Annotated in this window: 24 protein-coding genes; all 24 read right to left on the reverse strand. The window is 62.5% G+C overall.

The window, feature by feature from the left end; translation table 11 throughout:
- Positions 1-168 precede the first annotated feature (168 nt).
- Positions 169-750, reverse strand: a complete 582-nt coding sequence (locus FS320_RS16625) for an adenylate kinase (RefSeq protein WP_152712955.1) — start codon at positions 748-750, stop codon at positions 169-171.
- A 55-nt stretch (positions 751-805) separates the two neighbouring features.
- Entirely contained in the window at positions 806-2,143 is a 1,338-nt protein-coding gene (gene secY, locus FS320_RS16630) for a preprotein translocase subunit SecY (protein WP_152712956.1), read from the reverse strand.
- 105 nt (positions 2,144-2,248) lie between these two features.
- Positions 2,249-2,722, reverse strand: a complete 474-nt coding sequence (gene rplO / locus FS320_RS16635; RefSeq protein ID WP_152712957.1) for a 50S ribosomal protein L15 — start codon at positions 2,720-2,722, stop codon at positions 2,249-2,251.
- A gap of 10 nt (positions 2,723-2,732) precedes the next feature.
- The gene (rpmD, locus tag FS320_RS16640) at positions 2,733-2,939 is read right to left on the reverse strand and encodes a 50S ribosomal protein L30 (RefSeq protein WP_152712958.1); all 207 of its coding nucleotides are present in this window, start codon (positions 2,937-2,939) and stop codon (positions 2,733-2,735) included.
- A gap of 14 nt (positions 2,940-2,953) precedes the next feature.
- A complete protein-coding gene (rpsE, locus tag FS320_RS16645) occupies positions 2,954-3,523 on the reverse strand; it encodes a 30S ribosomal protein S5 (RefSeq protein ID WP_009764316.1) in 570 nt (189 codons plus the stop codon).
- Between the two features lie 63 nt (positions 3,524-3,586).
- Positions 3,587-3,949, reverse strand: a complete 363-nt coding sequence (rplR, locus tag FS320_RS16650; RefSeq protein ID WP_152712959.1) for a 50S ribosomal protein L18 — start codon at positions 3,947-3,949, stop codon at positions 3,587-3,589.
- A gap of 12 nt (positions 3,950-3,961) precedes the next feature.
- Positions 3,962-4,495, reverse strand: coding sequence for a 50S ribosomal protein L6 (rplF, locus tag FS320_RS16655; RefSeq protein ID WP_152712960.1), 534 nt, complete (start codon positions 4,493-4,495; stop codon positions 3,962-3,964).
- A 36-nt stretch (positions 4,496-4,531) separates the two neighbouring features.
- Positions 4,532-4,927: a 30S ribosomal protein S8 gene (gene rpsH, locus FS320_RS16660; protein WP_152712961.1), complete on the reverse strand. Its 396-nt coding sequence runs from the start codon at positions 4,925-4,927 to the stop codon at positions 4,532-4,534.
- Between the two features lie 15 nt (positions 4,928-4,942).
- A complete protein-coding gene (gene rpsN, locus FS320_RS16665; protein ID WP_152712962.1) occupies positions 4,943-5,248 on the reverse strand; it encodes a 30S ribosomal protein S14 in 306 nt (101 codons plus the stop codon).
- Between the two features lie 39 nt (positions 5,249-5,287).
- Positions 5,288-5,854: a 50S ribosomal protein L5 gene (gene rplE, locus FS320_RS16670; protein ID WP_152712963.1), complete on the reverse strand. Its 567-nt coding sequence runs from the start codon at positions 5,852-5,854 to the stop codon at positions 5,288-5,290.
- Positions 5,847-6,164: a 50S ribosomal protein L24 gene (rplX, locus tag FS320_RS16675; RefSeq protein WP_152712964.1), complete on the reverse strand. Its 318-nt coding sequence runs from the start codon at positions 6,162-6,164 to the stop codon at positions 5,847-5,849. The genes rplE and rplX overlap by 8 nt, the downstream gene beginning before the upstream one ends.
- Positions 6,164-6,532, reverse strand: coding sequence for a 50S ribosomal protein L14 (gene rplN / locus FS320_RS16680; protein WP_009764309.1), 369 nt, complete (start codon positions 6,530-6,532; stop codon positions 6,164-6,166). The genes rplX and rplN overlap by 1 nt, the downstream gene beginning before the upstream one ends.
- Positions 6,533-6,695: 163 nt before the next feature.
- Positions 6,696-6,935, reverse strand: coding sequence for a 30S ribosomal protein S17 (gene rpsQ, locus FS320_RS16685; RefSeq protein WP_099511396.1), 240 nt, complete (start codon positions 6,933-6,935; stop codon positions 6,696-6,698).
- A gap of 11 nt (positions 6,936-6,946) precedes the next feature.
- Complete coding sequence (gene rpmC / locus FS320_RS16690; RefSeq protein WP_152712965.1) at positions 6,947-7,159, reverse strand: 50S ribosomal protein L29; 213 nt, start codon at positions 7,157-7,159, stop codon at positions 6,947-6,949.
- A gap of 10 nt (positions 7,160-7,169) precedes the next feature.
- Complete coding sequence (rplP, locus tag FS320_RS16695; protein WP_036352973.1) at positions 7,170-7,583, reverse strand: 50S ribosomal protein L16; 414 nt, start codon at positions 7,581-7,583, stop codon at positions 7,170-7,172.
- Between the two features lie 24 nt (positions 7,584-7,607).
- A complete protein-coding gene (gene rpsC / locus FS320_RS16700; RefSeq protein WP_152712966.1) occupies positions 7,608-8,312 on the reverse strand; it encodes a 30S ribosomal protein S3 in 705 nt (234 codons plus the stop codon).
- 11 nt (positions 8,313-8,323) lie between these two features.
- Positions 8,324-8,704: a 50S ribosomal protein L22 gene (gene rplV, locus FS320_RS16705; RefSeq protein WP_152712967.1), complete on the reverse strand. Its 381-nt coding sequence runs from the start codon at positions 8,702-8,704 to the stop codon at positions 8,324-8,326.
- A 1-nt stretch (position 8,705) separates the two neighbouring features.
- Positions 8,706-8,984, reverse strand: coding sequence for a 30S ribosomal protein S19 (gene rpsS / locus FS320_RS16710; RefSeq protein ID WP_036352963.1), 279 nt, complete (start codon positions 8,982-8,984; stop codon positions 8,706-8,708).
- Positions 8,985-8,999: 15 nt separating this feature from the next.
- Entirely contained in the window at positions 9,000-9,836 is an 837-nt protein-coding gene (gene rplB, locus FS320_RS16715; RefSeq protein ID WP_152712968.1) for a 50S ribosomal protein L2, read from the reverse strand.
- Between the two features lie 20 nt (positions 9,837-9,856).
- Positions 9,857-10,153, reverse strand: coding sequence for a 50S ribosomal protein L23 (locus FS320_RS16720; protein WP_036358344.1), 297 nt, complete (start codon positions 10,151-10,153; stop codon positions 9,857-9,859).
- Complete coding sequence (gene rplD / locus FS320_RS16725; protein ID WP_152712969.1) at positions 10,150-10,770, reverse strand: 50S ribosomal protein L4; 621 nt, start codon at positions 10,768-10,770, stop codon at positions 10,150-10,152. The genes FS320_RS16720 and rplD overlap by 4 nt, the downstream gene beginning before the upstream one ends.
- Positions 10,770-11,498, reverse strand: coding sequence for a 50S ribosomal protein L3 (gene rplC, locus FS320_RS16730; protein WP_152712970.1), 729 nt, complete (start codon positions 11,496-11,498; stop codon positions 10,770-10,772). Before rplC ends, rplD begins: the two co-directional genes overlap by 1 nt.
- Positions 11,499-11,546: 48 nt before the next feature.
- Positions 11,547-11,855: a 30S ribosomal protein S10 gene (gene rpsJ / locus FS320_RS16735; RefSeq protein WP_009764298.1), complete on the reverse strand. Its 309-nt coding sequence runs from the start codon at positions 11,853-11,855 to the stop codon at positions 11,547-11,549.
- Between the two features lie 68 nt (positions 11,856-11,923).
- A partial coding sequence (locus FS320_RS16740; RefSeq protein ID WP_476738985.1) for an EF-Tu C-terminal domain-related protein occupies positions 11,924-12,049 on the reverse strand: 126 nt, incomplete at its 5' end.

A 12,049-nucleotide genomic window follows, 5' to 3' on the forward strand; every position in this document is an offset into this window, starting at 1 on the left:
TGCTTCGGGTTTTGGTTATCGCGCGTCCGGTGGAGGCCGGCCCCTGCGCGGGCTTATGCGAAACACAACAATCCAGAGCGGCCCCTCACGAAGCCCTCTGGATATGCAGGTTCTTGTGCAAGAGCTTGCCCCTAACGGAAATTAACCCCTTAGTCAAGCCCTTCTCCTTCAGCGACCCAGGATTCCCTTGACCGCGTCAGTCACCTCGTCGATGGGCTTCATGCCATCGACGGTCCTCAACATGCCCTTGCTGTCGTAATAGGCCGAAAGCGGGGCTGTCTGCTTTCTGTAGGCATCGAGCCGGGTCTTGAACACGTCGGGATTGTCGTCCTTGCGGACCGGCTCTCCGCGGGCCTCGGTGTCCTTGGCCCGCTTGACGATCCGGTCGACCAGCTCGGCCTCGTTCACCTTGAACTCGATGACGGCATCGAGCTTGAGGCCCTTGGCGGCCAGCATGGCGTCGAAGGCCTCGGCCTGGGCCACGGTCCGCGGGAAACCGTCGAGGATGAAGCCGCTTTTGGCGTCCGGCTCCTCGATTCGGTCGGCGATGATGCCGACGACGATATCGTCGGACACCAAGTCGCCCCGGTCCATGACAGCCTTGGCCTTGAGACCGACCGGCGTGCCGGCAGCCACGGCTGCGCGGAGCATGTCGCCTGTCGAAAGCTGGGGAATCCCCAGCCGCTCGACCAGACGAACAGCCTGAGTGCCTTTTCCGGCTCCCGGCGGCCCCAGCAGAATGATCCTCATCGACGCCCCCCTGACTTCGTCGAGTGTGCCCGCCTTTTGGCGAGATGCTTCAATCTTAGCGTCTGCGTGCGCCCTTGAGCTTCGCCTTCTTGACGAGGCCCTCATACTGGTGAGCCAAGAGATGGCCGTGCACCTGGGCGACCGTGTCCATGGTAACAGACACCACGATCAGAAGCGAAGTGCCGCCAAAGTAGAATGGCAAAGCCGCATAAGACACCAGCAGTTCGGGAATCAGGCAGATGATCACCAGGTAAGCGGCACCCAGCACCGTGATGCGGGTCAGAACCTGATCGATGAAATCCGCCGTGCGCTCGCCAGGGCGAATGCCCGGGATGAAGCCGCCCTGCTTCTTCAGGTTGTCCGCCGTTTCCGTCGGATTGAACACGATTGCCGTGTAGAAGAAGGCGAAGAACACGATCAGAGCGGCATACATGAACATGTAGGCCGGACGCCCATGGCCCAGATAAGTCGTGAGCATGGAGATGATGCCGGTGCCGTCCGTGCTGGTCTGGAAGCTAGCGATGGTCGCCGGCAGCAGCAGCAGCGAGGACGCGAAGATCGGCGGAATCACTCCCGAGGTGTTCAGCTTGAGCGGCAGGAAGGACGTCTGGCCCTCATACATCCGGTTGCCGACCTGACGCTTTGGATAATTGATGAGCAGACGGCGCTGGGCGCGCTCCATGAACACCACGAAGTAGATGATGGCGACGGCCATCACGATCACGCCGATGATCAGACCCGTCGAAATCGCGCCCTGGCGGCCGAGCTCGAGCGTGCCGGCGATGGCGGTCGGGAGATTGGCCACGATGCCCGCGAAGATGATCAGCGAGGTGCCGTTGCCGATACCGCGCGACGTGATCTGCTCGCCGAGCCACATGAGGAACATGGTCCCGCCCGTGAGCGTGATCACGGTCGAGATGAGGAAGAACGGTCCGGGCGCCTGCACGATGGTGCCGGAGCTCTGCAGGCCGACCGCGATACCCCAGGACTGGAACAGGGCGAGGAGCACCGTGAGATAGCGGGTGTATTGGTTCAGGATCTTGCGGCCCGCCTCGCCTTCCTTCTTGAGCGCCTCGAGGGACGGCAGAACGGAGGTGAGGAGCTGGACGATGATCGACGCCGAGATGTACGGCATGATGTTCAGGGCGAAGATCGCCATGCGCTCCACGGCACCGCCCGAGAACATGTTGAAGAGGCCGAGCACGCCGCCGCTGGCGCCCTGGAAGCTCTGCCGGAGAGCCTCCGGATCGATGCCGGGCAGCGGAATGTAGGTTCCGAGACGGTAGATGATGAGTGCGCCCAGAGTGAACCAGATGCGCTTTTTCAGCTCATCGGCCTTGGCGATGGCGCCGAAATTGATGTTTGCCGCAAGTTGTTCGGCTGCTGAGGCCATAGTGGTGTCCCCGAAATACCTGATACGTGATGGTCATCACGCAAACGGCGGCCACGCGATCAGACGCGGGCCGCCGCTTGGATCTTAGTCAATGTGGGCGCGGGCTCACGCCTGCGCAACGGCACCCAGCAGGGTGACCGAGCCACCAGCCTTCTCGATCGCGTCGACGGCCGACTTGGACGCGCCATGGACCTGGAAGGAAAGCTTCGCCTTGAGCTCGCCGACACCGAGGATCTTCACGCCGTCGCGCGGCTTGGAGACCACACCGGCAGCGACCAGCGTCTCGACCGTTACGGCAGCGCCCGTGTCGAGCTTGCCGGCTTCCACGGCCTGCTGAATGCGGCCGACATTGACCTCGTTCAGCACGATCGCGTTCGGCTTGTTGAAGCCGCGCTTCGGCAGACGACGGTGCAGAGGCATCTGACCGCCTTCGAAGCCCTTGATCGACACGCCGGTACGGGCCTTCTGACCCTTCACGCCGCGACCACCGGTCTTGCCCTTGCCGGAGCCGATACCACGGCCCACGCGCATGCGGTTCTTTGTGGAACCTTCGTTGTCACGAATTTCGTTGAGTTTCATGACGCTCTCCTCACTGCCCGTCGACAACGCGCACGAGGTGCTTGACCTTTTCGATCATGCCGCGAACTGCCGGCGTGTCTTCCAAGGTCGAAGTACGGTGAAGCTTGTTGAGCTTGAGACCGATCAGCGTCTGGCGCTGCTTGGCCTCGCGGCGGATCGGCGAGCCGATCTGCTCAACGGTGACGGTGCTGCCGGAAGCGGCTGGATTCTTTGCCATTGTCAAAGCCTCCCTTACGCTTCTGCGCCAGCGGCTTCGCTGACATCCGCATCGCGGCGGCGAGCCTGCAGCGTCGAGACCTTCAGGCCACGGCGAGCAGCGACCGAGCGCGGGCTGTCCTCGTTCTTGAGCGCGTCGAAAGTCGCGCGGACGAGGTTGTATGGGTTCGACGAGCCGAGAGACTTGGCGACCACGTCCTGCATGCCCACCACTTCGAAGACGGCGCGCATCGGGCCGCCGGCGATGATGCCGGTACCCTGGGGAGCGGCACGCAGCACGACCTTGCCGGCGCCGTGGCGGCCGTTCACGTCGTGGTGGAGCGTGCGGCCCTCGCGGAGGGCAACGCGGATCATCGAACGCTTGGCAGCGTCGGTCGCCTTGCGGATCGCCTCCGGCACCTCACGGGCCTTGCCGTGGCCGAAGCCGACGCGGCCCTTCTGGTCGCCGACGACGACGAGAGCAGCGAAGCCGAAGCGACGGCCGCCCTTCACGACTTTCGCGACGCGGTTGATGTGGACCAAGCGGTCCACGAATTCGCTGTCGCGCTCTTCGCGATCAGCACGTTCTCTTGGTTCTCTAGCCATGAGACCTCTCACTTGCGCGGGCGGCGGGCCCGCTCGCTAAGGGTTGTTTGGATAAACCCGCCGTTAGAAATCCAGACCGCCTTCACGGGCAGCGTCGGCCAGAGCCTTGACGCGACCGTGATAGAGGTAGCCCGAGCGGTCGAAGATGACCTGCTTCACGCCGGCCTGAACCGCGCGCTCGGCCACGAGCTTGCCCACTTCCTTCGCCGCATCGACAGTGGCGCCGGTCTTGAGCTTGCCCTTCAGGTCAACCTCGAGGGTCGAAGCCGAAGCGACCGTGTGGCCGCGCACGTCATCGATGACCTGGGCATAGATCTGCTTGGACGAACGGAAGACCGACAAACGCGGACGGCCATTCGATGCCTTCTTGATCGCACGGCGCACACGAGCCTTGCGGCGATCTTCAGCGCCTTTCTTCTCAGCCATGATACGTCGTCCTTACTTCTTCTTGCCTTCCTTGCGGAAGATGAATTCGTCGGAGTACTTCACGCCCTTGCCTTTGTAAGGCTCCGGACCGCGATAGCCGCGGATCTCGGCGGCGGTCTGGCCGACGACCTGCTTGTCGATGCCGACAACGACGACTTCGGTCGGCCTCGGCGTCGTGATCGTGACACCAGCCGGGATCGCGTAGTCGATGTCGTGGCTGTAGCCCAGCGACAGCTTCAGCACCTTGCCGGCAACGGCGGCCTTGTAGCCGACGCCGTTGATCTCAAGACGCTTCTCGAAGCCCTTGGACACGCCCTCGACCAGGTTCGACACCTGAGCGCGGGACAGGCCCCACTTCGCCCGGGCCGTCTTGGACTCGTCGCGCGGGTTCACCGACACGGCGCCGTCTTCAAGAGCAACCGACACTTCTTCGGGAACGACGAACGAAAGCTCGCCCTTCGCGCCCTTAACCCTTACCATCTGACCGTCAACGGTGGCCGTCACACCTGACGGAACCGGAACGGGTTTCTTGCCTACTCGGGACATTTTCGAATCTCCGTGGTTCTGTGCGGGTGCCTGGCCTTAGAAGACCTTGCAGAGCACTTCGCCGCCCACGTTCTTCTCGCGAGCCTCGTGATCGGACATCACGCCCTGGGGCGTCGAGAGAATGGTGACGCCGAGGCCGTCAGCCACGCGAGGCATGGTGTCGACAGAGGCATACACGCGGCGGCCGGGCTTGGAGACACGCTCGATGGAGCGGATCACCGGCTGACCGTCATAGTACTTCAGCTCGATCGAGAACTCGGTCCGGCCGTTGCCGAACTCGGTCTGCGAGTAGTCGCGGATGTAGCCCTCGGACTTGAGAACCTCGAGGACGCGAGCGCGGAGCTTCGAGCCAGGAGTGGAAACGGACCCGCGACGGCGCATCTGCGCGTTGCGGATACGGGTGAGCATATCGCCCAACGGATCGTTGATCATATGATGCCCTCCCCCTTACCAGCTGGACTTCACGAGGCCTGGGATCAGGCCCTTGTTGCCGAGCTCGCGCAGAGCGATACGCGACATGCCGAGCTTGCGGTAGTAAGCGCGCGGGCGGCCCGTGATCTCGCAGCGGTTGCGGATGCGGGTCTTGCTCGCGTTGCGCGGCAGCTCAGCCAGTTTGAGGCGCACCTCGAAGCGCTCCTCCATGGACTTCGACTCGTCGTTGGCGACCGCCAGGAGGCGCTCGCGGCGGCCGGCGAACTTCTTCACCAGCTCACGACGATGCTTGTTCTTCTCAATAGCGCTTTTCTTAGCCATGCTTTTATCTCCAGTGTCCGCGTTTGAGGACAGCTATCCTCACTGCCGGAACGGGAAGTTGAAGTGACGAAGCAGGGCGCGGGCTTCTTCGTCGGTCTTCGCCGTGGTGGCGATGATGACGTCCATACCCCAAACCTGCTCGACCCTGTCGTAATTGATCTCAGGGAACACCAGGTGCTCCTTGATACCCATTGCGTAGTTGCCGCGGCCGTCGAACGACTTGGGGTTCAGACCCCGGAAGTCGCGGACGCGCGGGAGAGCGATGGTCACGAGGCGGTCAAGGAACTCGTACATACGAGCCTTGCGCAGCGTAACCTTGGCACCGATCGGCATGTTCTCGCGGACCTTGAACTGCGAGATAGCCTTGCGGGCTTTCGTGATCACCGGCTTCTGGCCGGCGATGAGTGCGAGATCGCCAGCAGCGACCGTAGCCTTCTTCGAGTCCGCGGTCGATTCGCCAACGCCCATGTTGAGGACGATCTTCTCGATCGTCGGCACTTCCATGGGGTTCTTGTAGCCGAATTCTTCAATGAGCTTCGGACGCACCACTTCCTCGTAGTGCTTCTTCATCCGCGGCGTGTAGCCGTCCACCTGAGCCTTAGCCATCGATCAGGTCTCCCGAACGCTTCGCGAAACGGACCTTGCGACCGTCTTCGAGAATTTTGAAACCAACCCGGGTCGGCTTGCCGTCCTTCGGGTCCGCGTAGGCCAGGTTCGACAGATGGATGGCCGCCTCTTTCGAGATGATGCCGCCCTCTGAGTTTGCCGACTGGCGCTGGTGGCGCTTCACGAGGTTCACGCCACGGACGACCGCGCGCTCTTCCTTTGGGAGCACCTGCACGACTTCACCGGTCTTGCCCTTGTCGCGACCGGTCAGGACGACGACCTTATCGCCCTTCTTGATCTTCGCGGCCATTAGAGCACCTCCGGCGCAAGCGAAATAATCTTCATGTGGTTCTTGGCACGCAGTTCACGCGGAACGGGGCCGAAGATACGGGTGCCGACCGGCTCTTTCTGATTGTTGATCAGAACGGCGGCATTGCGGTCGAAACGGATGACCGAGCCGTCAGCGCGGCGGATGTCCTTCGCGGTGCGAACGACGACTGCCTTCATGACATCGCCCTTCTTCACGCGACCGCGCGGAATAGCCTCTTTTACGGATACGACGATGATATCGCCCACGGAAGCGTACTTACGCTTCGAACCGCCGAGAACCTTGATGCACATCACGCGACGGGCGCCGGAATTATCGGCGACGTCAAGATTCGTCTGCATCTGGATCATGGCTTTGATCCTTTCCTTTGTTTCAGACCGGTTTCCGGGCCAAGGCAGGATTGCCCCCCGGACTACGCCTGACGGGGATCTCATGTCCCCTGCCCTTCAAATGTCGAGAGAGGCGGCCGTATACACGAACCGCCCCCGTTAGACAACCCCTAGGGAAGGCTTTTTAGGCCTTCGCTTGGTCGACGAGCACCCAGGTCTTGAGTTTGGAGAGCGGCTTGGTCTCTTCGATGAAGACCGTGTCGCCCACCTTGGCTGTGTTGTTTTCGTCATGAGCATGGTAGTTCTTCGTCTTACGCACGGTCTTCTTCATGACCGGGTGCGTGAAACGGCGTTCCACCTTCACAACGACCGTCTTGTCCTGCTTGTCGCTGACAACGACGCCCTGCAAAACGCGCTTCGGCATCTTGATCCCCTTTAAGCCTTCGCCGCAGCCGACTTCTGGCGCTGCAGCGTCTTGACGCGGGCGATGTCCCTGCGGACCTCACGGACGCGTCCGGTGTTCTCGAGTTGGCCGGTAGCGCGCTGGAAGGGGAGGTTGAACTGCTCCTTCTTCAGGTTCAGCAGCTCATCCGACAGCTGGTCCTTCGACATCGCGTTGAGGTCGGAGACTCTCTGGTTAGACTTCATGATCCCCTCCTTACTCGGCAATGCGCTGGATGAAGCGCGTCTTGATCGGGAGCTTCGCGGCGCCGAGGCGCAGGGCCTCGCGAGCGATGTCCTCCGGCACGCCGTCGATCTCGAACATGATACGGCCAGGCTTTACCTTGGCCGCCCAGAATTCGGGAGCGCCCTTACCCTTACCCATACGCACTTCGGTCGGCTTCGACGACACCGGCACGTCCGGGAAGATGCGGATCCACACCCGGCCCGCGCGCTTCATGGCGCGGGTGATGGCGCGGCGAGCCGCTTCGATCTGACGAGCGTTGACACGCTCGGGTTCCATCGCCTTCAGGCCGAACTGGCCGAAGTTGAGGTCCGTGCCGCCCTTCGCGGTGCCGGAGATGCGGCCCTTGAACTGCTTACGGAACTTGGTTTTCTTCGGTTGCAACATGGCAAACCTCTCCTGACCTCTCGGTTACGCCGCCTGCTCGCGGCGGCCACCGGAGCGGCCTCCTTCGTCGTTCATCCGCCTGTCCTGGGCCATCGGATCGTGCTCAAGAATTTCGCCCTTGAAGATCCAGACCTTGATGCCGCAGGTGCCATAGGTCGTGAAGGCCGTGGACGTGCCGTAATCCACATCCGCACGCAGGGTGTGCAGCGGAACGCGGCCCTCGCGGTACCATTCGAGGCGGGCGATTTCAGCGCCACCCAGACGGCCCGAGCAGTTGATACGGATGCCCTCGGCGCCCAGACGCATCGCCGACTGAACGGCGCGCTTCATGGCGCGGCGGAAGGCGACACGGCGCTCGAGCTGCTGAGCGATCGAGTCGGCCACCAGCGTTGCGTCGACTTCCGGCTTGCGGACTTCGACGATGTTGATCGTCACATCCGCGTCCGTCATCTTGGCGACGAGCTTGCGCAGCTTCTCGATGTCGGCACCCTTCTTGCCGATCACCACGCCCGGGCGACCCGAGTGAATGGTGACGCGGCACTTCTTGTGCGGACGTTCAATGACGATCTTCGAGACGGCGGCCTGCTTCAGCTGCTTCATGAGAGCTTCGCGGATCGCCATGTCCTCGTGCATCAGCTTGGCGTACTCGCCCTTGCCGGCGAACCAGCGCGAGTCCCAGGTCCGGTTGATGCCGAGCCGAAGACCGATCGGGTTAACTTTCTGACCCATCTGGTTCTCCTTTATGCCTGTTCGGCAACTTCCCGAACCACAATGGTGAGGTTCGAGAACGGCTTCATGATACGAGCACCCCGGCCACGGGCCCGGGCGTGGAAGCGCTTCATGACGAGCGCCTTGCCGACGAAAGCCTGGCTGACGACGAGATCATCTACATCGAGATTGTGGTTGTTCTCGGCGTTGGCAATGGCGCTCTCGAGGCACTTCTTCACGTCGCGAGCGATGCGCTTGCGGGAGAACTCGAGATCGGCGAGAGCCGCAGAAACCTTCTTGCCGCGGATAAGGGCCGCAACAAGGTTGAGCTTCTGGGGGCTGACGCGCAGCATGCGAGCGACGGCTTGAGCCTCTGTATCGCTCAGTGCGCGAGGAGTCGCGGCCTTACCCATCTTACTTCCTCTTCGCCTTCTTGTCCGCCGCGTGGCCGTGGAAAGTGCGGGTCGGCGAGAACTCGCCGAACTTGTGACCCACCATTTCCTCGCTCACGTTGACGGGAATGTGCTTCTGACCGTTGTAGACCCCGAAAGTGAGGCCCACGAACTGCGGGAGGATCGTGGAGCGGCGGCTCCAGATCTTGATAACCTCGTTGCGGCCCGAGGAACGGGCAGCCTCGGCCTTCTTGAGGAGGTAGCCGTCGACGAACGGACCCTTCCAAAGCGAACGTGCCATGACGTGCCTCTATCCTTACTTCTTCCGAGCGTGACGGCTCGACACGATAAACTTGTCGGTCCGCTTGTTCGAACGGGTTTTCTTGCCCTTGGTCGGTACGCCCCACGGGGACACCGGATGGCGACCACCGGAGGTGCGGCCCTCACCACCACCGTGCGGGTGGTCGATCGGGTTCATGGAAACGCCGCGGTTATGCGGACGCTTGCCGAGCCAGCGGTTACGACCAGCCTTACCGATCGAGGTGTTCATGTGGTCCGGGTTCGACACCGCGCCGACGCTGGCGAAGCACTGGCCATGGACCAGGCGCTGCTCGCCGGAGTTCAGACGGATCGTCACGTAGCCCTGGTCACGACCCACGATTTGAGCGTAGGTGCCGGCGGAGCGGGCGAGAGCGCCGCCCTTGCCGATCTTCAGCTCGACGTTGTGGATGATCGTTCCCACCGGCATGTTGCCGACCGGCATCGCGTTGCCCGGCTTGATGTCGACCTGCTCGCCAGCTGACACCTGGTCGCCGACAGCCATACGCTGCGGAGCCAGGATGTAGGACTGCTCGCCGTCGGCGTAGCGGATCAGAGCGATGAAGGCGGTGCGGTTCGGATCGTACTCGATCCGCTCCACGGCGGCCACATCGCCCAGACGGGCGCGACGCTTGAAGTCGACCAGGCGCAGGGTGCGCTTGTGACCACCGCCACGGAAGCGGACGGTCACGCGACCCAGGTTGTTACGGCCGCCGGAGGAGCTCTTGCCCTCCGTCAGCTTCTTGACCGGCTTGCCCTTGTAGAGCTCGCTGCGGTCGACGATCACCAGCTGGCGCAGGCCGGGGGTGATTGGTTTGAATGTTTTCAAAGCCATCAGATCACTCTCTCAACCGATCAGAGGCCCGTCGTGACGTCGATGGTCTGGCCCTCAGCGAGGGTTACAACCGCCTTCTTCACGTCCGACCGCTGGCCGCGGGTGCCGCGGAACATCTTCACTTTGCCCTTGGTAACGAGCGTGTTGACGCTCTTCACCTTGACATCGAACAGCTTCTCAACCGCTTCCTTGATCTGCGGCTTCGTCGCATCCAGCCGCACCTTGAAGACGACCTTGTTCTGTTCGGACAGGGTCGTGGCCTTCTCGGTGATGACCGGGCTTACGATCACATCGTAATGGCGCGGGTCCAGGCTCATTTGAAGCGCGCCTCCAGCGCATCGACAGCCGACTTCGTGAGAACGAGCTTCTCGCGACGCAGGATGTCATAGACGTTGATGCCCTGCACCGGCAGGACGTCGATGTTCGGGATGTTGCGAGCAGCCCGCTGGAAGTTCGTCTCGATCTCAGCGCCGCCGATGATCAGGGCGTTGCCGAGGCCGAGCTTGCCGAAGCGCTCGACGAGAGCCTTCGTCTTGGGCTCGGAGAGCTTCACATCGTCGATCACGACGAGCGAGGCATCCTTGGCCTTGGACGAGAGCGCGTGCTTCAGAGCAAGGACGCGAACCTTCTTGGGCAGATCGTGAGCATGGCTGCGGACCTGCGGGCCGAAGGCACGACCGCCGCCCCGGAACTGGGGAGCGCTCGCGGCGCCGTGACGGGCGCTGCCGGTGCCCTTCTGCTTGTAGACCTTCTTCGTCGTCCGGTCGATGGCCGAACGATTCTTGACGGCGTGCGTGCCGGCCTGGCGCTTCGCGAGCTGCCAGCGGACGCAACGGGCGAGCAGGTCGGCGCGCGGCTCAAGACCGAAGATGGCCTCGTTCAGGTCGACCGAACCAGCGGTGTTGCCCTCGAGCGTGGTGACATCAAGTTTCATCACGCATTCTCCTCTTGGGCCTGCTCAGCCTGGGCGGCCGGCGCAGCGTCGTTGGCCGTACGGAACGAGCCGGGCATCGGCACTTCCTTCGGCAGCTTGCGCTTCACCGCATCGCGGACGAAGATCCAGCCGCCAGCCACGCCGGGAACGGCGCCTTCGACGAGGATCAGACCGCGCTCGACGTCGGTCGACACGACACGCAGGTTCTGCGTGGTGACGCGCTCGACACCCAGGTGACCCGGCATCTTCTTGTTCTTGAACGTCTTGCCTGGATCCTGGCGGCCGCCGGTCGAACCGATCGAGCGGTGGGAGACCGACACGCCGTGCGTGGCGCGCAGTCCGCCGAAGTTCCAGCGCTTCATGCCGCCAGCGAAGCCCTTGCCGGTCGTGATGCCCGTGACATCCACGAACTGACCGGCAATGAAGTGATCAGCGGTGATCTCGGCGCCGACCGGGATGACAGCATCCTCGGAGACGCGGAATTCCGCGAGCTTGCGCTTCGGCTCGACCTGCGCAACGGCGAACCGTCCGCGCTCGGCCTTCGAAACGTTCTTTACCTTGGCCTTGCCGACGCCGACCTGCAGCGCGGTGTAGCCGTTCTTTTCCATAGTCCGGTGGGCGACGACCTGACAGCTGTCGACCTTTAGAACCGTGACCGGGATATGTTCGCCGGCATCCGTGAAGATGCGGGTCATCCCGACTTTCTGTGCAATGACGCCTGAGCGCATGTGCGTATCCTCTCGGCGTGTCTACCGAAAGCTCCGAGCCTGCCGGGCTTAGAGCTTGATTTCCACGTCCACACCAGCAGCGAGATCGAGCTTCATCAGAGCATCAACCGTCTGCGGGGTGGGGTCCACGATATCGAGAACACGCTTGTGAGTGCGCATCTCGAACTGCTCGCGCGACTTCTTGTCGATGTGCGGCGAGCGAAGCACCGTAAAGCGCTCGATGCGCGTCGGCAGCGGGATGGGCCCGCGCACCTGAGCGCCGGTCCGCTTCGCAGTCGACACGATTTCGCGTGTCGAAGCGTCGAGGATCCTGTGGTCGAACGCCTTAAGGCGAATACGAATGTTTTGACCGTTCATGGCTTATCCATTCAACAAGGGAAGCGACCGAGCCGAAACCCGGCCGCTGTCCTTTGATCCTCTAAAAATTAGTCCATCACGGCGGCGACGACGCCGGCGCCGACGGTACGGCCGCCTTCGCGGATGGCGAAGCGCAGCTTCTCTTCCATGGCGATCGGCGCAATCAGCGTCACCTCCATGGTGATGTTGTCGCC

This window comes from Microvirga tunisiensis (genome assembly GCF_009296175.1).
GTDB classification, from domain to species: Bacteria; Pseudomonadota; Alphaproteobacteria; order Rhizobiales; family Beijerinckiaceae; genus Microvirga; species Microvirga tunisiensis.

What these genes read in the sequence shown, in the direction of transcription:
- FS320_RS16625 (WP_152712955.1), bottom strand. Translation starts at nt 750, where the DNA reads ATGAGGATCATTCTGCTGGGGCCGCCGGGAGCCGGAAAAGGCACTCAG.
- secY (WP_152712956.1), bottom strand. Translation starts at nt 2,143, where the DNA reads ATGGCCTCAGCAGCCGAACAACTTGCGGCAAACATCAATTTCGGCGCC.
- rplO (WP_152712957.1), bottom strand. Translation starts at nt 2,722, where the DNA reads ATGAAACTCAACGAAATTCGTGACAACGAAGGTTCCACAAAGAACCGC.
- rpmD (WP_152712958.1), bottom strand. Translation starts at nt 2,939, where the DNA reads ATGGCAAAGAATCCAGCCGCTTCCGGCAGCACCGTCACCGTTGAGCAG.
- rpsE (WP_009764316.1), bottom strand. Translation starts at nt 3,523, where the DNA reads ATGGCTAGAGAACCAAGAGAACGTGCTGATCGCGAAGAGCGCGACAGC.
- rplR (WP_152712959.1), bottom strand. Translation starts at nt 3,949, where the DNA reads ATGGCTGAGAAGAAAGGCGCTGAAGATCGCCGCAAGGCTCGTGTGCGC.
- rplF (WP_152712960.1), bottom strand. Translation starts at nt 4,495, where the DNA reads ATGTCCCGAGTAGGCAAGAAACCCGTTCCGGTTCCGTCAGGTGTGACG.
- rpsH (WP_152712961.1), bottom strand. Translation starts at nt 4,927, where the DNA reads ATGATCAACGATCCGTTGGGCGATATGCTCACCCGTATCCGCAACGCG.
- rpsN (WP_152712962.1), bottom strand. Translation starts at nt 5,248, where the DNA reads ATGGCTAAGAAAAGCGCTATTGAGAAGAACAAGCATCGTCGTGAGCTG.
- rplE (WP_152712963.1), bottom strand. Translation starts at nt 5,854, where the DNA reads ATGGCTAAGGCTCAGGTGGACGGCTACACGCCGCGGATGAAGAAGCAC.
- rplX (WP_152712964.1), bottom strand. Translation starts at nt 6,164, where the DNA reads ATGGCCGCGAAGATCAAGAAGGGCGATAAGGTCGTCGTCCTGACCGGT.
- rplN (WP_009764309.1), bottom strand. Translation starts at nt 6,532, where the DNA reads ATGATCCAGATGCAGACGAATCTTGACGTCGCCGATAATTCCGGCGCC.
- rpsQ (WP_099511396.1), bottom strand. Translation starts at nt 6,935, where the DNA reads ATGCCGAAGCGCGTTTTGCAGGGCGTCGTTGTCAGCGACAAGCAGGAC.
- rpmC (WP_152712965.1), bottom strand. Translation starts at nt 7,159, where the DNA reads ATGAAGTCTAACCAGAGAGTCTCCGACCTCAACGCGATGTCGAAGGAC.
- rplP (WP_036352973.1), bottom strand. Translation starts at nt 7,583, where the DNA reads ATGTTGCAACCGAAGAAAACCAAGTTCCGTAAGCAGTTCAAGGGCCGC.
- rpsC (WP_152712966.1), bottom strand. Translation starts at nt 8,312, where the DNA reads ATGGGTCAGAAAGTTAACCCGATCGGTCTTCGGCTCGGCATCAACCGG.
- rplV (WP_152712967.1), bottom strand. Translation starts at nt 8,704, where the DNA reads ATGGGTAAGGCCGCGACTCCTCGCGCACTGAGCGATACAGAGGCTCAA.
- rpsS (WP_036352963.1), bottom strand. Translation starts at nt 8,984, where the DNA reads ATGGCACGTTCGCTTTGGAAGGGTCCGTTCGTCGACGGCTACCTCCTC.
- rplB (WP_152712968.1), bottom strand. Translation starts at nt 9,836, where the DNA reads ATGGCTTTGAAAACATTCAAACCAATCACCCCCGGCCTGCGCCAGCTG.
- FS320_RS16720 (WP_036358344.1), bottom strand. Translation starts at nt 10,153, where the DNA reads ATGAGCCTGGACCCGCGCCATTACGATGTGATCGTAAGCCCGGTCATC.
- rplD (WP_152712969.1), bottom strand. Translation starts at nt 10,770, where the DNA reads ATGAAACTTGATGTCACCACGCTCGAGGGCAACACCGCTGGTTCGGTC.
- rplC (WP_152712970.1), bottom strand. Translation starts at nt 11,498, where the DNA reads ATGCGCTCAGGCGTCATTGCACAGAAAGTCGGGATGACCCGCATCTTC.
- rpsJ (WP_009764298.1), bottom strand. Translation starts at nt 11,855, where the DNA reads ATGAACGGTCAAAACATTCGTATTCGCCTTAAGGCGTTCGACCACAGG.